At 65.6% G+C, this 18,598-nt stretch carries 15 protein-coding genes; 5 read left to right on the top strand and 10 right to left on the bottom strand.

What is annotated here, in order from left to right; genetic code table 11:
• Positions 1-4: 4 nt before the first annotated feature.
• Complete coding sequence (locus C8J98_RS00460) at positions 5-2,881, top strand: autotransporter outer membrane beta-barrel domain-containing protein (RefSeq protein WP_158272550.1); 2,877 nt, start codon at positions 5-7, stop codon at positions 2,879-2,881.
• Positions 2,882-2,928: 47 nt separating this feature from the next.
• Here C8J98_RS00460 and C8J98_RS00465 read toward each other — a convergent pair whose 3' ends face one another.
• Positions 2,929-3,807, bottom strand: a complete 879-nt coding sequence (locus C8J98_RS00465; protein ID WP_107909895.1) for an EamA family transporter — start codon at positions 3,805-3,807, stop codon at positions 2,929-2,931.
• Between the two features lie 104 nt (positions 3,808-3,911).
• On the opposite strand from C8J98_RS00465, the gene C8J98_RS00470 reads away from it, so the two are divergent.
• Positions 3,912-5,039 carry an aminotransferase class I/II-fold pyridoxal phosphate-dependent enzyme gene (locus C8J98_RS00470; RefSeq protein ID WP_107909897.1) on the top strand — a complete coding sequence of 376 codons (1,128 nt, stop codon included), beginning with the start codon at positions 3,912-3,914 and terminating at the stop codon, positions 5,037-5,039.
• 3 nt (positions 5,040-5,042) lie between these two features.
• Here C8J98_RS00470 and C8J98_RS00475 read toward each other — a convergent pair whose 3' ends face one another.
• Complete coding sequence (locus C8J98_RS00475; protein WP_233260059.1) at positions 5,043-6,620, bottom strand: M1 family metallopeptidase; 1,578 nt, start codon at positions 6,618-6,620, stop codon at positions 5,043-5,045.
• Positions 6,621-6,963: 343 nt separating this feature from the next.
• Here C8J98_RS00475 and C8J98_RS00480 point away from each other — a divergent pair, with 343 nt between their 5' ends.
• Positions 6,964-8,025 carry a redoxin domain-containing protein gene (locus C8J98_RS00480; protein ID WP_199229766.1) on the top strand — a complete coding sequence of 354 codons (1,062 nt, stop codon included), beginning with the start codon at positions 6,964-6,966 and terminating at the stop codon, positions 8,023-8,025.
• Between the two features lie 125 nt (positions 8,026-8,150).
• On the opposite strand, the gene ssb is transcribed toward C8J98_RS00480, so the two are convergent.
• The 5 genes from ssb to C8J98_RS00505 form a co-directional block, all read right to left on the bottom strand.
• Positions 8,151-8,762 (bottom strand): single-stranded DNA-binding protein, encoded by a 612-nt coding sequence (ssb, locus tag C8J98_RS00485; RefSeq protein WP_107909898.1) that lies wholly within the window; start codon positions 8,760-8,762, stop codon positions 8,151-8,153.
• 153 nt (positions 8,763-8,915) lie between these two features.
• Positions 8,916-9,461 carry a fimbrial protein gene (locus C8J98_RS00490; protein WP_107909900.1) on the bottom strand — a complete coding sequence of 182 codons (546 nt, stop codon included), beginning with the start codon at positions 9,459-9,461 and terminating at the stop codon, positions 8,916-8,918.
• The gene (locus C8J98_RS00495) at positions 9,458-11,935 is read right to left on the bottom strand and encodes a fimbria/pilus outer membrane usher protein (RefSeq protein ID WP_107909902.1); all 2,478 of its coding nucleotides are present in this window, start codon (positions 11,933-11,935) and stop codon (positions 9,458-9,460) included. Before C8J98_RS00495 ends, C8J98_RS00490 begins: the two co-directional genes overlap by 4 nt.
• Positions 11,928-12,686: a fimbria/pilus periplasmic chaperone gene (locus C8J98_RS00500; protein ID WP_107909904.1), complete on the bottom strand. Its 759-nt coding sequence runs from the start codon at positions 12,684-12,686 to the stop codon at positions 11,928-11,930. The genes C8J98_RS00495 and C8J98_RS00500 overlap by 8 nt, the downstream gene beginning before the upstream one ends.
• Positions 12,686-13,237, bottom strand: coding sequence for a fimbrial protein (locus C8J98_RS00505; protein WP_199229767.1), 552 nt, complete (start codon positions 13,235-13,237; stop codon positions 12,686-12,688). Before C8J98_RS00505 ends, C8J98_RS00500 begins: the two co-directional genes overlap by 1 nt.
• Before the next feature lie 385 nt (positions 13,238-13,622).
• Here C8J98_RS00505 and C8J98_RS00510 point away from each other — a divergent pair, with 385 nt between their 5' ends.
• Complete coding sequence (locus C8J98_RS00510; RefSeq protein WP_107909906.1) at positions 13,623-14,621, top strand: polyprenyl synthetase family protein; 999 nt, start codon at positions 13,623-13,625, stop codon at positions 14,619-14,621.
• 13 nt (positions 14,622-14,634) lie between these two features.
• Here the strand turns inward: C8J98_RS00510 and C8J98_RS00515 are convergent, their stop codons facing one another.
• The 3 genes from C8J98_RS00515 to ubiH are packed head-to-tail and all read right to left on the bottom strand — an operon-like array spanning position 14,635 to position 17,905.
• Positions 14,635-15,429 carry a dienelactone hydrolase family protein gene (locus C8J98_RS00515; protein WP_107911072.1) on the bottom strand — a complete coding sequence of 265 codons (795 nt, stop codon included), beginning with the start codon at positions 15,427-15,429 and terminating at the stop codon, positions 14,635-14,637.
• Between the two features lie 59 nt (positions 15,430-15,488).
• Positions 15,489-16,700 carry a UbiH/UbiF/VisC/COQ6 family ubiquinone biosynthesis hydroxylase gene (locus tag C8J98_RS00520; RefSeq protein WP_107909908.1) on the bottom strand — a complete coding sequence of 404 codons (1,212 nt, stop codon included), beginning with the start codon at positions 16,698-16,700 and terminating at the stop codon, positions 15,489-15,491.
• Complete coding sequence (gene ubiH, locus C8J98_RS00525; protein ID WP_107909909.1) at positions 16,697-17,905, bottom strand: 2-octaprenyl-6-methoxyphenyl hydroxylase; 1,209 nt, start codon at positions 17,903-17,905, stop codon at positions 16,697-16,699. Before ubiH ends, C8J98_RS00520 begins: the two co-directional genes overlap by 4 nt.
• A 55-nt stretch (positions 17,906-17,960) precedes the next feature.
• Between ubiH and C8J98_RS00530 the strand changes: the two genes are divergently transcribed.
• Positions 17,961-18,521 (top strand): cob(I)yrinic acid a,c-diamide adenosyltransferase, encoded by a 561-nt coding sequence (locus C8J98_RS00530; protein ID WP_107909910.1) that lies wholly within the window; start codon positions 17,961-17,963, stop codon positions 18,519-18,521.
• Positions 18,522-18,598 lie beyond the last annotated feature (77 nt).

Genomic DNA, 18,598 nt, shown 5'->3' on the forward strand with positions numbered 1-18,598 from the left:
TGCGATGATAGCCACTTTTGTGCAGCCCGCCGTGGGCGCGGAAAGCCCACCCTGGGTTGCCGATGGGACTGAACTGGACCTTTCCGCAGGATCCTGGGAAACGACATCCCCCGGGGTTTCCGGCCTGCGGATCAAGAATGGAGGCAGGGTAACCGGCCTGGACGTCGAGCTCAAAACCCTCGGTAACGCCGCGCATGCCGTCTGGACCGACGGTGCCGACAGTGAACTCAGCCTGCGTGGCGGGGTACTGCAGACGACCGGCGACAGTGCGCATGGCCTGTTGATCGCCGGGTCGGGCCCCACCACGCTGACCGACGTCGCTATCGTCACCGAAGGAGGTAGCGCCCATGGCGCTCGGTTCGAAGGAGCCGATGTGGAAGGCCAGTTCGTTGGCGGCAGCATCACCACCACGGGCCACGCCGCCCTTGGCATCCTCGCGGTCGCCGGCGCCCATGTCACCATCGAGTCCACAAGGATTTCCACGAGCAACACCGCGGCGCACGGACTTGCGGCAGAGGGTTCCGCTGCGAGCATCAGGGCGGAGAAGTCCACCATCGAGACCCACGGCACGGAGGCGCACGGCGTACGCGTCTCCGCGACGGTCAGCGCCGCCCTTGCCGATACGTCGATAACGACCACCGGTGACGCTGCCAGCGCCCTGCACGCCGACCACGACAGCGGCCTCGTCACGGTGACCGGCGGCAAGTGGCAGACCACGGGAAAGCAGGCGGCAGGTTTCGACGGCGGAACGCTGCCACTGGCACGAATCAGCGGCACCCGGATCGAGACCTCGGGCGTGAATTCGGCGGGTATCGACAACCGCACAGGCTCGCTCAACATGACCGATGTAAATATCGCGACCCGGGGATACGAGTCCTTCGGCATCATCGCATTCGGTGACGGCCTTGTCGGACGTCCGCCCTACGTCACCGCCACGCGCACGACTATCGTCACTGAGGGCCGACTTGCCTATGGCGCCAACGCGCGGGACGGCGGCCGGATTACGCTCAACGACAGCAACATCCTTACGTCCGGCGAAGGAGCCTTTGGCCTGCGTGCGTGGAACGGCTCGATCACGGCCAACCATACCAACGTCCAGGCCATCGGCAGCGCCGCCTACGGTGCTGAAGTTCGCGAAGGCGGCTCGCTCACGCTGACGGGCGGCTCGATCGATAGCCCGCAAGCTGCCGCTCTTGTCCTCTACGACCCGGTGAAGGTCCGGATCAGCGGCGGAGCGGTTCTCAGTGGCGTCGCTTTCGCGGAGGTATATCCCAATTCCACCGCTCCTTTCACCATCGTGCTCGACGGCAAAAGCCAGGCGATCGGTGACATCCGACTCGCGCAGGAGAGCGGGACGCCCACACCAGATGCCACGAAGGCATCCGTGACACTCCGCAGCGGGGCCATGTGGCTCGGCGGCACCGACATCGTTCGCGACCTGACGCTGGAAGACGACGGCCACTGGATGGTCGGGCGCGACAGCCGCATCGGCAGCCTCACCAGCGACCATGGTGTCGTGACGTTCGCCTCTGCGCCCGGCAGCTTCGCGACGTTGACCATCGCCGGCGACTACGACGGCAACAACGGGCTGTTCCGCATGCGTAGCCGCCTCGGCGACGACACCTCGGCGTCCGACCTGCTGCACATCATGGGCAATACGTCCGGCAACAGCCTCATTGCCGTGGATGCCCTCGACGGCGCAGGCGACTACACCGTGGACGGCATCCGGCTGGTGCAGGTCGACGGTATGTCGAATGGTCAGTTCGAACTTGCCGGTCGCGTCGTTGCCGGTGCGCACGAGTACTTCCTGCATCAGGGCGCCCTCAGCGCAGCGAACGACGGCCACTGGTATCTCCGCTCGTCGCTGGAGCCCGAGACGGTCGACCCGACCATCATCGAACCGCCTGTTACACCGGAAACGCCCGATCCCGAGCTCGACCCCGACCCCGTCGTGGTACTCCCGCGCGTACTTCGCCCGGAAGTCGGCGCCTATCGAGCCAACCAGACCGCTGCCCTCGAGATGTTCCAGGGCGGCCCCGGCGCAGGCGAAGACGATGAACGCGATGGTGCTCGCCAGACGGTCTGGGCGCGTTTCGACCGCCGCCACACCAGCTTCGATATCGGCAGGCAGCTGACCACCACATCCTCCTCCAGCGAGCTCACGCTGGGTGCCGACCTGTTCCGCGATCCGGACAACGAGGCTCACCTGGGCGTCATGGCAGCCGCCGGCCGTGCCGACACACGCGGCACTTCGCTGCTGACACACTACGCCGCCAGGGGGCGAGTGCGTGGCGCGGCCGCGGGCGTGTACGGCGGCGTTCGCAGTGGTGACGGAACCTATGTGCGCGGCTGGACGCAGTACGCTCACGTCAACCAGCGCGTGGAAGGCGATGCCCTCGCGGCCGAGCGGTACGGCTCTGGCATGCTTACGGCAAGCCTGGAGGCAGGCCACCGCTGGCGGCACGCGCTCAGCCGTGAAACGGATACATACATCGAACCGCAGGCGCAGATACTCACCACCCGGCTACGGGGCGGCACCCATCGCGAGGCCAACGGCACCCGCATCTCGCCCCTCCATGGAAGTGGCACCACGGCGCGGCTCGGTGTGCGTGCTGCCGCGCGCTGGAACACGCCGAACGGCCACATTGCGTCGCCCTACTTCGCGGCAAACTGGATCCGTCGTCTCGGACGTCTCGATGCCACGCAGTTCAACGCCGAGTCGTTCGATGCCGGCGTCCCGCGCAACAGCTACGGGCTGAAACTTGGCGTCGCACTCATGCGCAGCAGCGGCTGGCGCCTGTGGACGGATGTGGAAACCCGCTTCGGTGCCCATCGCTACCGCCGGGTGACCGGTTCGATCGGCATTCGCAAGGCCTGGTGAGGCTCAACTGCGTTCGGGGCGTCGCATTACTGGGCGCCCCGACTCGATCAACTCACAAGTTCCGCCACTTCGGGACGCGCCCTGCGCGCCGTCACCGTACTGCCGATCGAAGCCATCACGATGAATCCGATAGCCAGCCACTGGCCACCCACGAGATGCTCGCCGAGCAGCACCATCGCCAGCAACGACGCCACGGCCGGCTCCAGGCTCACCATGATGCCGAAAGTTTCACTGGGCAGTCGCTTGAGCGCCATCATCTCCAGCGACATGGGTATAGCGCTCGACACGATGGCTACGCCGAGGCCGGCCAGCAGGATCATTGGATCAAGCAGGCTGGCACCCGCATGCGCGACCCCGTAGGGCACGACCACCAGGCTCGCCGCCACGAGGCCAAGAGACACCGATTGCCCGGCATGCAGGTGACCGGCCTGTTTGCCGAAGAGGATATACAGGGCCCAGCAGATGGCCGCGCCGAGAGCGAGCATCACGCCCGTCGGATCGAGTGTGCTGTCGTGACCGAGCGGTAGCAGCATCACCAGGCCGGTGATCGCACTGGCCAGCCAGACAAAATCGATCGCGCGACGCGACGCGATCATCGCCACGGCGAGCGGACCACTGAATTCGATGGCCACGGCGATCCCGAACGGAATGGTCCTCAGCGCCAGGTAGAACAACAGGTTCATGACGCCGAGCGTCAGTCCATAACGAATCACAAAACCCGCATCCCGCCGGCTCAGCGGCCAGCGCCACGGCCGCCAGAACAGAAGCAGCACCAGAGCCGAGAATCCGACGCGCAGCGCGGAGGTGCCTTCCGCGCCGATGAGCGGAAAGAGCTTCTTCGCGAACGACGTGCCGATGCACAGCGATGTGATCGAGCCGAGCACGGCGAGTGCCGGTAGCACGAGAGAGGGGCGCGGGGAGGTCATAGATGCACTTTAGCGGTTGCCGGGGATGCCGCCCATGGGAGTGCGCGCATCTGCTGACACGAACGATAGACAAATTGTTCATGATGGACATATAGTCCATACCCATGACTACCCTGCCCGATTTCCGCCTCGAAACCTACTTCTCGCGCTGGGAATTCGCCGCGCGCTATCACCTGACGGCGTCGGACGCCCAGAGCATGCGGGTGGACGAACTCCTCGCGCTGGCCGAGCCAGCGGATCGTGAAGCCTTCCAGTCCCTGCATCTGGGCTACACGCAAACCTACGGCGCGCCAGCACTGCGCGAAGCCATCGCCGGCACGTACGACACGCGCGGAGCCGACGACGTCCTCTGCTTCGCCGGTGCCGAGGAAGGCATCTACATCGCCATGCGCGTCCTGCTGGGTGCGGACGACCACGCCATCGTGGTGACGCCGAACTATCAGTCGGCGGAAACCGTGCCCCTGTCGATCTGCGAGGTCACCGGCGTCCCCCTCGATCCCGACGATCGATGGTCCCTGGATATCGAACGCGTCGCTGCGGCCATCAGGCCGAAAACACGGGTGATCTCGATCAACTTCCCGCACAACCCGACAGGCAAGATGCTGGAGCGCGACCGCTACGACGCGCTGGTGGCGCTGTGCCGCCGGCACGGCATCTGGCTCTTCAGTGACGAGGTTTACCGTCCACTCGGACCGCCAGGCACCGAACATCTGCCGCAAGCGGCCGACGTGTATGAGCGTGGTATTTCTTTGGGCGTGATGTCGAAGGCCTACGGCCTGCCCGGCCTTCGTATCGGGTGGATCGCCTGTGCTGATCGCGCGCTGCTGCAGAAGATGGAGCGCTACAAGCATTACCTCTCCATCTGTAACTCGGGTCCTTCGGAGCAGCTGGCACTGATTGCCCTCAAGGCGCGGGACACGATCCTCGAAAAGAATCGCCGGATCGTCGGCGATAACCTTACGCTACTCGACGCATTCTTTGCCGAATGGCCGGAGCACTTCGACTGGTACCGGCCTGACGGCGGCTGTGTCGCTTTCCCGCGCTATCTCGGTGCGGGCACGGTCGAGGCCTTCGCGGCAGACCTGGTCGAGCAGGCCGGCGTGCTCTTGCTACCCGCCGAGCACTACCGGTCCGAGCTGGCTCCTACGCCAATCGACCGTTTCCGCATCGGCTTCGGTCGGGCCGATTGCGCCGTAGCCGTGGCGGCCCTCGGCGACTATCTGCGGCGCTGACGCTCAGCGATCCTTTGCCTTGCGCTTCTCGACGTATTCCCTGAAGGCCTCGATGCCGACGTCACGCCGAAGCAGCTTCGAGTCCGGGTCGAGCGTGTAAGTGGCGCGCTCGGGTAGCGTGACGTCACCTTGGCCATCGGCCATGGGCAAAGTCACCACGTGGTCGCCTATGCGTACGTCTACCGGCATGGGGAAGGGCCCCTTGCCGGGCACCGACCATGCGAGGTGTAACTGCTGTCCGCTACGGGTTACCTGCAGGTCAGGCAGCGCCGCCTGGAAGAGGTATACGTTGAAGAACCAGTGCAGGTCCTTGCCCGTGACCTTGTCGACGTTGTAGATGAACTCGTTCGTGGTGCCGTATCGCGGCGAGAAATTGCCCGGCACGGGGTGCTCGGTGCCGTAAACCAGTAGGCGCGTCGAACGGTAGAAGGCTTCGTCACCAATGAGATTCCTCAGGGCGTGCAACATCATTGCACCCTTCCCGTAGATGTCCTGGCCCGGACCACCGCGCGAGTCCTCATACACGTCTTCTTCCCGTCGCGGCTTTCCCGAGACGATCGGATGGCGATTGGTGAGCCCGCTGCGGATACGCATGAGGCTGGCGAAATAGGCCTGCTTGCCGCCGATCGACTCGGCATAGAGCGGCTGCATGTAAGTGGCGAATGCCTCGTGCAACCACATGTCGTCCCAGTTGGCGTTGGTCATCTGGTTGCCGAACCACTCGTGCGAGAGCTCGTGCTGCAACAGGTCGTCATAACCGTAGGGCGTCTTGGCGTAGCCATTGCCGTAGGCGTTGATCGTCTGGTGTTCCATGCCCTTGAACGGCGTCTCCGCCACGCCCATTTTCTCGGCGCCGAACGGATACGGGCCGATCGTGCTTTCGAGGAAGTCGAGCATGGGCGGGAACTCGGCGAAGAGCGCCTTTGCCTGCTTCTCGTCATCCACATACCAGTAGTGCAGCGGAATGATGTTGCCGAAACGACTGGCGTAGGAGCTGGAAAGTTCGTGATAGGGCGCGATGTTCAGCGCGACGCCGTAGGTGCTCACGTCGTGGCTGCGCCAGTGATACGTGCGCATGCCATTGGCCTCGTCCACGCCCGCGGCAACACCGTTGCCGACAGCTACCAGCGGCGCCGGCACAGTCACATGCTCGTCGACCAGTTTCGGTCGCCCCATCGGATGGTCGATGCAGGGCCAGAACACGTCGCAGCCCTCCCCCTCCACGGCAGTAGCGACCCAGGGCTTCCCATCGGGCGTCTTCGCCCAGACGAAGCCGCCGTCCCACGGCGCGCGCACGGCGACATGGGGACTGCCGTGATAGGTCACGCGCACCGTCGTGCGCGCGCCCGCATCGAGGGGATGCGGAAGGTCGATCTCCAGGCGTCCCTGCGGATTGCGAAAGGCGCTGCGCGGCAACGGCTCACCGTCGACTTCGACCGTATCGATGGGCAGATTGCGGTCCAGATCGAGCACCACGCGACGCAGCGGCGCGGTCAGGCCAAAGGTCAGCTTCGCGTCGCCCTCGATCCAATGCCGTACCGGATCGACGCGAAAACTGAGATCGGCATGCTCGAACGTCACGGCGAGCTGTTCCGGCGCGCGCGGTGCACCAGAGTTAACCGTGTAATCGGTCAGCGGTGGGGGCCCCGGGGGAGCCGAAGGCGTGCAGGCAACCGAGCTCAGCGCAAGGCTTACGCCTAGCAGGAACGTGTTTCGCATAATCGCAACGGCCATCAGGGGAAAAGGGGGCGCGGGGCCACCATACGCACCCTCGTGCTCGTCGTCATCGGTCTTTAGATGGGTATGCAGCGGATATCCGCGGCATGTAAAACCTGATACCCGGGCCTATCGACACTTCGTGCAAGCCATCCGGCCCCGGGTGGCGCATCTTGGGAATGGCATAAGGCCAGGGGTCAATACCACCGTGCGACTACTCAAGCTGCTCCTTCTCACGATGACAGGCGCCCTCGCCTTCGCCGACGCACCTTCCGCGGCCGGATCTTCTCCCGCGCAGGCATTGCCCGTGGAAGGCCAGTTTCCTGCATTGGGCGGGGCGACATCGTGGCTCAACGGTCCGGCCCTGACGCCTGCCGGTCTGCACGGCAAGGTGGTCCTCGTCGATTTCTGGACGTTCTCGTGTATCAACTCACTCCGACCGCTGCCGTATCTGCGCGCCTGGACGACGAAGTACCAGGCGCAGGGACTCGTGGTGATCGGAGTGCAGTCACCTGAGTTCGCTTTCGAGCAGCGGCTCGACAGCATTCGTGACGCCGTGACCCGTCAGGCGATCCGCTTCCCCGTGGCCATCGACAACGGACACCGGGTATGGAACGCGTTTCATAACGAGTACTGGCCAGCGATCTACCTGATCGACGCCGAGGGACGCATTCGATACCACCGCTTCGGTGAGGGCGACTACGACCAGACCGAGCGAGCGATACAACAGCTCCTGGCCGAAGCAGGTGCGTCGGGTGTCGACCGAAACCTGGTCGGCGTGCAGGGAACAGGCGTCGAAGCGGCCCCCGACTGGGATCATGTGAAATCGCCCGAAACGTACGTGGGTTATGCGCGCTCGGAACGCTTCGCATCGCCTGGCGGTCCCGTGCAGGACACCCGCCATGCCTATACGGCACCGACGCCGCTCGATCTCAACGACTGGGCACTCTCCGGCGAATGGTCCATGGGCGCCGAGGCCACCACGGTACGCAAAGCCAACGGGAGACTGCTGTTTCGGTTCCATGCCCGCGACCTGCACCTGGTGGCGGGCCCTGCCACACGCGGCACCCCTGTGCGATTCCGGGTACGGATCGATGGGAAGCCGCCGGGCAGCAGTCACGGTGCGGATACCGATGAACAGGGCAACGGGACCATCGACGGCCAACGCCTGTATCAACTGATCCGACAGAAGGCACCGATCGAAGACCGGACCTTCGAAATCGAGTTCCTTGAACCCGGGGCGGACGTGTTCGCTTTTACGTTCGGCTGACCGACGTCGGTCGACCGACACAGAAAAAAAGGCAGAGCGTTTGCTCTGCCTTTTTTTCTGAACTGGCGCGATACATCATTTCGCCGCTGAAGCGGCTCCCACACCTGCGTGACACTGATCGACGATCAGAACGGAATATCGTCGTCGTCGAAGCCTTCGTTTGCGGGCGGGGCAGAGCGCTGCGGCGGCGCATTACCACCGCGAGGCTGACCGTAGTCGTCGCCACCGCGCTGCTGGCCACCGCCGTAGTTACCGCCACCACGCTGCTGGCCACCGCCACCGCCGCCGGCACCGCCGCCGTAGTTGCCACCGCCACCACCGCCACCACCGGCAGCGCGTGCCTGCTGCGGACGAGCGCCACCACCCTGACCACCAGCAAACCCGCCGCCTTCGCCGCCGGCGTTGCCACCTAGCATCTGCATCTCGTTGCCGATGATGTCGGTCGAGTAACGCTCGACGCCATCTTTATCAGTGTACTTGTCGGTGCGCAGGGAGCCTTCGATGTAAACCTGACGGCCCTTCTTCAGGTATTCGCCAGCAATCTCGGCAAGCTTGCCGAACAGCTTCACACGGTGCCACTCGGTGCGCTCCTGCTTCTCGCCGGAGGCCTTGTCGGTCCAGGCTTCCGACGTGGCAATGCGCAGGCTGGTGATGGCCGTGCCGCTGCCGGTGTACCGGGTCTCGGGATCCGCGCCGAGGTTGCCGACAATGATGACCTTGTTGATACCGCGTGCCATGGATTTCCCTCTTATATGTGTCTTCCCGCCCATCATAGCCAGCCTGCGCGATGTGCGGGCCGACGGGGTCGGACCGGGTAGTTTGGGCGATGGCCGCCCTCACCGCAAACCTTTCGATGTGGGCAGGATCCGTCACGAGCCCGGGCGCCAGTCTCATTCCCATGTGATCTGCACGAGGGCCGTCGCCGGGGCGTTCCCTGGCCCCAGTGGGCCGACCCGGACATACCTGGCCTCAAAGCGAAGCTCGGGTGACGCGCCCGCAAGATCGAAGCGTACCGGCGTCGTCCCGTCGGGCAGGACCGGCTGGCCGGACCCCGTACGCAACTCGACGGCGACACCGCGAGCATCCCCCGTGGTGGCGATGTAACGGGAGTCTTCCGCGGCAGAATCCGCACGCATAACCACCGAAGCATGCGTGGCACCGACGCAGTCCGCGCCAATGAACGCCGCCGCTCGCCAGCGGCTTCCCTCGCCCACCAAGGCAAGTTCGGACACGGGGACATTGCCCAGATCGATACGGATCCGGTTCGCGACCAGCGCACAGGACGGCGTAATCGCACCGGTGACGTCGAACTGGAGCGTGTCGGCCGACCCACCCGACGGTACGCGGAGGGATTCAGCGGCGACTTTGCAGGGAAGCGGGCCAAGAAAAAAGCCAAACAAGGCTACGGCAACGAGTCCGAGGGGCCGCCCGTTCATTCGCACACTCCCGTCAGACGCGCCAGGCCTTGCGCGGCCTCGCCGCCCCTCACCGCCCGAACGACGCAGCGGTCCGTCGACCGATCGCCCCAGCGGACCGTCAGGGGCGCACCCGGCTCCACGTCGCGGACAAAAATGTTACCCGCCTGACCGACGACCCCGACCGAACGGCCCTGTCCGTCCAGCACGTCCGCACCGAAGGCTGGTGGAGAACCGTCGGCCAGACGCGCCACAAGCAGCGACGTACGACCGACGTCTGTTTCGAACGGCACCAGAACCAGCGCGCCTGCCGTAGGCGCGACTCGCCTGCGCGTCGATGACAGGCTGACATCCAGCGACATTCCGGTCGGGTCGATCTCCACCGCATTCCATCGGAAGGCTGCAAGGTACGGCACCACGCCATAGCCACGCCGATCGAGCCGCACGCCCGTCGCGGATGGCAGTCTTGCGCCTGCCGCTCCCGGCGCATGCACGAGGGCCATCGCCTCCCCAAGCCTTTGCGCACGCGTGATGCCATGGCGGTGAAACACCAGGGCGCCAGCCGTCGAGAACGACTCTCCGTGCGCGGCACCGGCGCGATCGATGGCGAGGCTCGACTCACCCGCGCCGGACAGGTGGGAGGCGGACAGGCCCAGTCGACGAGCACGATCGGCGCCGTTCTCCACGAATGCCCCGTAGCCAAGTTCGCGTTCGGAACCGATGGCGCCACCCACTCCGACCTGCAAACGGCCGCCGTTGGTGCGACTTTCATGACCGGTCACCGTCAGCAACGTCGGCGATGACGGCGACCCCAGCGGCATCGAGATACCGACCCGCGCGCTCGTGTCGTCAGTGTCATGGCGCATGGACACGTCGAGCGTGGCCCTTTGCCATCCGCGCGTCCATGCGAGCGCATACGACCTCTCCGATCCGGAATGACGGGAAGGAACAGGACGCAGGCTGCGACGTTGACTGGCACTCGCCGTCAGGATGCCGTTGTCAGCGGGTAGTTCGCGATGGAACACGACGTCCAGGCGCTCGTGACCCGCGTTGCGGCCCTCGCTTGAGTGCCGGCGCCCGCCGACGGCCTGCGCTACGCTTCCGCGCTCTCGTACCAGGTTTAGCCACATGCTGGTTCCGTCGTGCCAACGCCGGCCATGACGCACGCGCCAGGTCCTGCCCCGACCCGACGAGCCGAAGTGGGAGCGTGTCGCCATGCGGGCACCGGTGAAGTCCACGGCGAAGGCACCCGCCAGGGTGTCGATCGCTGCTCCGATAAGTGCCGAGTTTCCGCTTCCCTGGCGGCGCAGACCCGTGTAAATCGTGGTGTCCCGCGCGAAACCTCGCCGCCAGGTCGCCTGCATCAAGTCACTCCCCTGACCCCGCGTCGCCACCGTATGGCCTGCACTCATCGCTACCGTGCTTTGACCTTCGCCGAGCAACTCGGGCATCGCGAAGAACGGTACGCGAAATGATGTGCGGCCACCGTCTTCCTCGTCGATCGTGACATACAGGTCACCGCCTCGCCCGAGGCCCTGAAGGTCATCAATCACAAAGAGTCCGGGTGGGACCGCAAGTTCCCGCAGCAGCACGGCGGCCTGGCTCACACGCACCCGTGCATGCGTTCGGGCGACGCCACGCACCGTCGGCTTGTAGCCTAGGTTCGCGTCATCCTCCATGCGCGCATCGCTCGCGATAGTCATGCCACGCAGGCGGACGGGGGCGAACGTGCCGTCAGCTACCATGACCTCACCGAGACGCCATTGTGCCCGCCAGGCGTCGACCTGTCGCTCGACATAGAGATGATGGCGCGCGTAGCGCGACGCGCTCCACGAACCCGCACCACGTACGCGCCAGTGTCCGGCATTGATGCCTGCCTCATGGGCAAGAAGTCGCACCGTCCGCGAGCGCCTTCCCGACGTGCTTCGATGGAGATTGAGGCGCCAGGCCAGCTGCCCTGACGGGATGCCATCGTCGCTCTTCCCTGGTGGAACCATGCCGAATCTGTGACGGATCAGTGCAGCCTGCGGCACCTCGATATCCAGCCTTTGTTCACTCACGTCGAAACGCGCGGTAGCACCCGGCGCGTGATCGGAAACCGGAAGGCATAGGTCATCAGCCGCCGCTCCCGCCGCCAGCGCGACCCCGAGTGACGTCAATGTCACGCCCGACAGGCAGGGCACGGCGTCGGATTGCGTGTCGTCGGCGGCAAAATGAACGCTGCGACGCACCTGCCATTCGCCATTCAACCAGACATCGGCTTCATAGGTACCGGGCATGACCGGGTTACGTCGGGCATAGCGAGAAAGATCGATCTTCATGGCGGAGCCACCTGGAAGAAATGCGGAATTGAACTGGACGGGTTTGCCGTCCTTCGGAGGAAGGTCCTCCGCCTGCACGAGCACCGCGCATAGCATCAGCGTGATCCCGATGCCTAGCACGCAGGCACGCGGCCCATGCAAAGCGACGCAACGGGACGCTCTTGCCTTAGTCATTGGCCCCGGGAACAGCGACCACCTTTGCCGTTCCGGGAACGACCGCGCCGTAATCGTTGATCGTCGCGAACATCACCACGGCACCGGTCGGCAACGATGCGCCCTCCGGCAATGACCACGTCGTCTTCCCCTCCGCAGCGACCATTCCACCGCCGAGGGGAAACTTCTTGCCTGGTGACCCCGCACCCATGATCGCCACCTCGTTGAAGGACAGCACATAGGGCGAAGGATTGCTGACATGCAACCGGGGCAGCGCACCGTCGGTTTCGATCGACCAGACCAGCAGTGAGGGCGCAGCAGACGGTTCGACGCTCAGGCCAGATGGCCGGTGCAGCAGCTTGAGCCTGTGCCGGAACGCGAACTGCAATGTGTTCATGGACTTTCCGGCGTCCGGGCTCGGTGGAATCTCCAGGACATTCAGCCAGTACAACACCTCATGCTTCGCAGGCGGAACGTCGCCGATATGGACGATACGTAGCGCATGCCCCCGACCGGCATCGATGCGAAATACCGGCGGTGTTATAGCGAACGGCACGTGCGCACTCTCCGGCGTGGATCGATCATCGCCATCGTCGATCCACGCCTGAACCAGACCCGGCTCCTGCCCCTTGTTCTCGATCCGCACGGCGACATCGCGACTTGCTCCCGGGAACACGATGCGCGTGGCGCCGATGACGATGCCGGCGTGGGCATCACCGGTCGCGCAGGCAGCACTTACGGCAAGCCAGATGATCGCTCGCGCGCGAACCATCACTGGTAGACGACCTGGAATCCCACCCGGGAGTTCGCGGCACCCTTCTCCGCCTTGCCCGTGCTGTAGTACCGGGCGATAAGCGGAATGATCGCGCTGGTGCCGACGATCGTCGTTCCTTGCGAGTCTTCCGTGTACATGTTGATCGGCGTGCCATCCTGATTGGCGATCTGGATCTGGACGTTCTTCGCTGCGTCGGCTACCGCGTCGATGTTGAGGCGGCCGGTCGTGCGGTCCAGTGAGGGACTGGCCGGATCGAAGCGAATCTTCGCCAGACCGCCATCGATGCACTCCGCATTGCCGCCGATATGGATCTGGAACCCGCGGTCTCCCGATGTCTGGCCCTCGGTCGCGAGATTTCCCGCACTGATGTCACCAAAGTCGACCGTCTTCGTGACGGCTCCCGAACCGGGAGGCTTGCCTTCTACCTCGCAGGTGGTCGCGGTGATCCGGCCGCTGATTTCGATCGTGCCATCGTTGGCGGCGATGACCGGCGAAAGAGGCATGGCGACGAGCACGGTAATGAGGGATGACGCGGTGATGATGTTCACGGTGGTGACCTTCTCGGTGGAGGAAGGTCAGTGTCTGCGCACGACGTGCATCTATCGATACGCGCTGGCTGAAACCTGCGGCGTCGCACGGCTCGTTTGCACGCGAGGATTCGGTGCGCCGCCGGGCAGGAGCATCCGGCACGGGTTGGGGGGAATGCCTAGGGGAACGCTGGGGGCGGGTCAGGTCAGGGACGGGGGCCAGCACCGAGGTCGTTCCGAACAGGCGACCCCCACCGGCCAGCGCGGTACCGGCCCCGGCAGCCCCCTTTGACCCGCGGTGCGTGCCCCGCCGGACGCCGATTATTCGGATCGCGCGGACGCGGACGGCGGAACGCCATGGCAGACCCTATACTGTGGACCGATTTGTCGCACACGAACCTGGTCCATGGACTCCATCGCCGATCGCACCACCTCCCTCGACTTTGCTGGCGTCCGCGCCCTGGCAGCCGACGACATGAAGGAGGTCGACGCGCTGATCCGGCACCGACTGTCTTCCGACGTCGTACTGATCAATGCCATCGCGGACCACATCATCGCCGGTGGCGGCAAGCGCCTGCGTCCGATGCTGCACGTATTGGCGGCCCGCGCCGCGGGCTACGGTGGCCAGGAGCATGCAAAGCTGGCAGCGATCATCGAGTTCATCCACACGTCCACCCTGCTCCATGACGACGTGGTCGACGAGTCCGACATGCGCCGGGGCCGCAAGACCGCGAATGCGCTCTGGGGCAATGCAGCCAGCGTGCTGGTAGGCGACTTCCTCTACTCGCGTTCGTTTCAGCTGATGGTGGAACTGGACGACATGCGCATCATGCGCATCCTCGCCGACACCACGAACACGATCGCCGAGGGCGAGGTGTTGCAGCTGCTCAACATCGGTAATGCCGACGTCGACGAAGCGTCCTACCTGGCGGTGATCGAACGGAAGACCGCCGTGCTGTTTGCCGCCGCCACCGAGCTCGGTGGCGTACTGGGCGGGCTGCCGGAGAACCAGGTGGCGGCCCTGCGCCGCTATGGCATGGAGCTCGGCTATGCCTTCCAGATCGCGGACGACCTGCTCGACTACGTGTCCGATGCGGAGACTCTGGGCAAGAACATCGGCGACGACCTGGCCGAGGGCAAACCGACCCTTCCGCTCATCTATGCGATGCAGTCGGCGGATGCGGAGCAGCTGAAGTCCCTGCGCCACGCCATCGAGCATGGCGGGCTCGACTCGCTTGACCGCATCGTGGCCGCGATTCGCGATTCGGGTGCGCTCGAGCGCACCCACGATCGCGCGGTGTCCCACGCCAACGCCGCGCGAACGGCGTTGGGGGAAATCGCCGCATCGCCCTTCCGCGACGCGTTGGCCGCCCTGGCCGACTACTCGGTCGAGCGGCGCTTCTGATCGACTGCGTCGATCACTTCTTCGCGAATGCTTCCGTCAGCCATGCGCGCATGGCGGCGTAGGCCCGGTTCGCCACTTTGGCGTCGTAACGGCAGTTGCCCGTCGGTGTAGTGGCTTCCTTTTCAGTGAAGCAATGCACCGCGCCGCCGAAGTCGGTGGAGACCCAATCCACCTTCGCATCGCGCATTTCCGACTCAAAGGCGGCCCGCTGCTCGGGCGGCACGTTGGTGTCGTCGGCACCGTTCAGGGCCAGCACCCTGGCATGGATGTTCGAGGCGAGTTTCGGATCGTCCGTGGCCAACAAGCCGTGGAAGCTGACCACAGCGGCGATATCGGCGCCGGTGCGCGCGAGGTCGAGCACGGCGGATCCGCCGAAGCAGAATCCGATAGCGGCCAGCCGCGCCGGGTCGATCGGTGCGTTCTTTTCCTGTGCCTTCAGTTCGGCGAATGCGCGCGACACACGCGAGCGCATGATCTTGCGATCCGCATACAGGGGCTTGACCGCCGCACCGGCCTCGGCTTCCGACTTCGGCCGCGTGTCGCCGCCGTACATATCGGTAAGCAGGATGACGTAATCCTTGCCGGCGATGTCCTTGGCTTTTGCCAGCGCCATGTCGTTGATGCCATACCAGTTAGGCACCATTACCAGGCCCGGGCGCTTCGTGGCGACGGCATCGTCATAGACCAGGAAGCTCTTGTAGGTCACGCCAGCATCGGTCCACTGGACCGGTTTGGCGACCATCGCGGCCGCCGCCGCTCCGACATGACCGAGGACGAGCAAGGACAGGACAAGCAACGAACGGCGCATCGGCGTGATTCCCTGGTTGAGTGCGGCAAGCATAGGACCGGCCGCACGACCTTGGGTAGCTACAGCCCCGCGGCGTGGCGTGCCAGCCGGCTCTTCAGCGGGCCGATGCGGCCGAGCAGGCGTACGCCAAGGCCACGCGCCGTAACCAGCGGTGGCGCTTGCCACGCATAGATCCGGGCCAGCGCATCGAACGACCACGCATCCAGGCCGTCGGCGCTGCGGCGACGCCTCGCATAGCGCCGGAGCACGTGCGTTGCGGCGAAATCCCTTCCGGCCTCGCGCGCCTCCACCAGCGTGTCGCGCAGTTCGGCGACATCACGTAGTCCGAGGTTCACGCCCTGCCCCGCGAGGGGGTGAACGGCATGAGCGGCGTCGCCGAGCAGCACCACTCGCCCAACTTCATATCTGCCGGCCAGCTTCAGTCGAAGAGGAAAGGCGGCGCGCCGGGTGACCGCGCGGATCGGACCGAGGCGGAAGTCGCTGGCAACCCCGAGCGCCTGCCGAAACGCCTCGTCATCCAAGGCCAATACACGCTTTGCCTCGGCATCGGGCAGGGACCAGACGATCGAGCTGCGGCCGTCGGCCAGCGGCAGGAAAGCCAATGGACCGGAAGGCAGGAATCGCTGCCAGGCCGTGCGCTGGTGCGCCTCGGTGGTTTCGACGTGGGCAACGACAGCACGCTGCGCATAGTCCCGGCCATGCGTACCGATGCCAACCATGGTTCTCAACGGGGATTCGGCGCCGTCGGCAGCGACGACGAGGCGCGAGGTAACGACCTGACCGTCGGCCAGGTCCAGTTGGGCCCGGTCGTCGCGCATGGTGTAGGCGATCACTTCGGCCGGTACGATACGGCGCACCCCAGCGGCGTCCAGCGCCTGCCAGAGTGTCGCCTGGACGAGGCTGTTCTCGACGATGTAGCCGAGCACGTCGCGCCCCTGGTCTGCCGCGTCGAAATGGATGGCCGCACCGTTTTCCGCGTCCCATACGTGCATGCGCTCGTAAGCGGACGCGCGCGCCTCGCGAATCTGCGGCCACACCCCGAGCTGATCCAGCAGCGCGACTGACGAGGGCGCCAGCCCGACCACGCGAAGGTCTACCTCGTCGACCGCGGCCCAGGCCGCGGGCTCGCGGGCATCGATCAGGGCGACCGAGAAACCGGACCGTGCCAAGGCCAGCGCGGTGGCGGCACCGACCATGCCGCCACCCACCACGGCCACATCGAGGAGGCTACCGCGGCGGCGCGCGGGCTCGTTCTGCCAGGCCTCGCTCATGGCGTTTTCTCCCGTACCGCGAGTGGCGCATGGGGCTTGAAGCCCATGCCGCGGCGGCTCAGCGCATGCCGCAAGGTCGGCACGCGATCGAAGGCGAGCATCGCCAGCGATCGCAGCGGGCCCAGCAGCGGCTGGTTCAGGCAGGCGAGACGGACCAGGCCGTGGCTCATGGCCATGGTCCCTTCGCGGTCCGCCGCACGTCGCGCGGTGTATTCAACCAATAAAGCCGGGGCACCCGGATCGTTCGCCCCGGCCACGAGTTCGGCCAGGGTCAGTGCATCACGCAGGCCCAGGTTGAAGCCTTGTGCGCCGATGGGATGGACGGTCTGCGCCGCGTTGCCGACCAGAACGGCACGCGGCGCGACAAGGCTGTCGGCGGCCACACGCCGGATACGATAGGGCGAACGCTTGCCAGGACGCGACAAGCGGCCGAGCCGCCAGCCGAAACGCTCCTGAGCGAGAGCAACGAAGGTCGCGTCGTCCATGGCGGCCACCGTGTCGGCCTCCCCAGCGGCGACGGTCAGTACGACGCCGACACGGCGATCAGCCAACGGCAGCACGGCCACCGGGCCTGAGTCCGTGAAACGCTCGAAGGCGCGGCCGCGCGGGTCACGCTGCGGCGTCATCGTGCTGACGAAGAGGGCCTGTTCGTAGTCGTATTCGGCCGTGCCGATGCCGAGCTGGGCGCGAATACCCGACAGTGTCCCGTCGGCACCGATGAGGAGCGGGGTAACGATGTGCCGGACTTCCCCATGGGCCGGGACGGTCACCGACCAGCCGCCATCCACGGCTTCGATACCCTCGACCCGCGCCGGGGCGAGGCGCGTCAGCAGGCGGCAGCGGTCGAGGCGGCGCAGTAGCGCGGCGCCGAGCTCCCGCGCCGGGAGAGTCCAGCCCAGGGCGTCCACGCCTTCCGCCGCGGCATCCATGCGCACGCTGCCGAAGTCGCCGGCGCGGCTTGTACGAATGTGTGTGATCGGGGTAGCCCTGTCCTGCGCGAACTCCCACACGCCGATGGCCGCCAGGCCGTTCACGGTCGCACGGGCCAGGGCCAGGTTGCGCTCGTCGTAGCTGGGCTGGTCGTCCACACGTGGTGCGGCGGCCTCGACGAGGATGGCCGGCAAGCCCGCGTTATCCAGGGCGATGGCGAGGCTGGCGCCGACCAGGCCGCCGCCGACGATAAGAATGGGTTCGGAAGAAGTCATGGCCGGATGATAACCCCGCCACGTGAAGGAGCCCGCGCAACGATAGAATGTCCCGATGGGCAATCGACTTTCCAAGATCTACACACGCACCGGCGACGACGGCACGACCGGCCTGGGCGATGGCAGCCGTACCGGCAAGGACTCCTTGCGCGTCACCGCCTACGGCACCGTGGACGAACTCAACAGCGCCATTGGCATGACCATGGCTGCCGAAGGGGTGGACGACGATATCCGCGAGGCACTCGTGCAGATCCAGCACGAGCTGTTCGACCTCGGCGGTGAGTTATGCATCCCCGGCATGGCCATGGTCGAAGCCCGGGACATCGACCGCCTTGAGGCGGTGCTCGACGCCCTCAACGCGGATCTTCCCGCCCTGAAGGATTTCATCCTGCCCGGCGGCGGGATGGCGGCGGCGTCCTGCCACCTCGCCCGGACGATATGCCGGCGTGCCGAACGCGATGTCGTCGCCCTCGGCCGGGTCGAAGACGTGAGGCCCGAGGCGCAGCGGTACCTGAATCGATTGTCCGACCTGCTCTTCGTCATCGCACGCGTTCTCGCTCGCCGTAGCGGGCACGGCGAGGTGCTCTGGCAGCATGAACGCCGCCCGCGCGGCTAAGCCGGCGGTGTAAGCTCAATTGCCAGGCGCGGCGATCGACGACGCGCTCTCCAGGGGTCCAGAGCTATGGGTGACTT

Origin of the sequence: Luteibacter sp. OK325 (assembly GCF_003050935.1) — a bacterium.
GTDB lineage: Bacteria > Pseudomonadota > Gammaproteobacteria > Xanthomonadales > Rhodanobacteraceae > Luteibacter.

Bases quoted from the DNA above. Each gene is read 5' to 3' on its own strand.
- C8J98_RS00470 (WP_107909897.1), top strand. From the start codon at position 3,912: ATGACTACCCTGCCCGATTTCCGCCTCGAAACCTACTTCTCGCGCTGG.
- ubiH (WP_107909909.1), bottom strand. From the start codon at position 17,905: ATGACTTCTTCCGAACCCATTCTTATCGTCGGCGGCGGCCTGGTCGGC.
- C8J98_RS00465 (WP_107909895.1), bottom strand. From the start codon at position 3,807: ATGACCTCCCCGCGCCCCTCTCTCGTGCTACCGGCACTCGCCGTGCTC.
- C8J98_RS00520 (WP_107909908.1), bottom strand. From the start codon at position 16,700: ATGAGCGAGGCCTGGCAGAACGAGCCCGCGCGCCGCCGCGGTAGCCTC.
- ssb (WP_107909898.1), bottom strand. From the start codon at position 8,762: ATGGCACGCGGTATCAACAAGGTCATCATTGTCGGCAACCTCGGCGCG.
- C8J98_RS00460 (WP_158272550.1), top strand. From the start codon at position 5: ATGATAGCCACTTTTGTGCAGCCCGCCGTGGGCGCGGAAAGCCCACCC.
- C8J98_RS00500 (WP_107909904.1), bottom strand. From the start codon at position 12,686: ATGGTTCGCGCGCGAGCGATCATCTGGCTTGCCGTAAGTGCTGCCTGC.
- C8J98_RS00510 (WP_107909906.1), top strand. From the start codon at position 13,623: ATGGACTCCATCGCCGATCGCACCACCTCCCTCGACTTTGCTGGCGTC.
- C8J98_RS00490 (WP_107909900.1), bottom strand. From the start codon at position 9,461: ATGAACGGGCGGCCCCTCGGACTCGTTGCCGTAGCCTTGTTTGGCTTT.
- C8J98_RS00530 (WP_107909910.1), top strand. From the start codon at position 17,961: ATGGGCAATCGACTTTCCAAGATCTACACACGCACCGGCGACGACGGC.
- C8J98_RS00495 (WP_107909902.1), bottom strand. From the start codon at position 11,935: ATGACTAAGGCAAGAGCGTCCCGTTGCGTCGCTTTGCATGGGCCGCGT.
- C8J98_RS00515 (WP_107911072.1), bottom strand. From the start codon at position 15,429: ATGCGCCGTTCGTTGCTTGTCCTGTCCTTGCTCGTCCTCGGTCATGTC.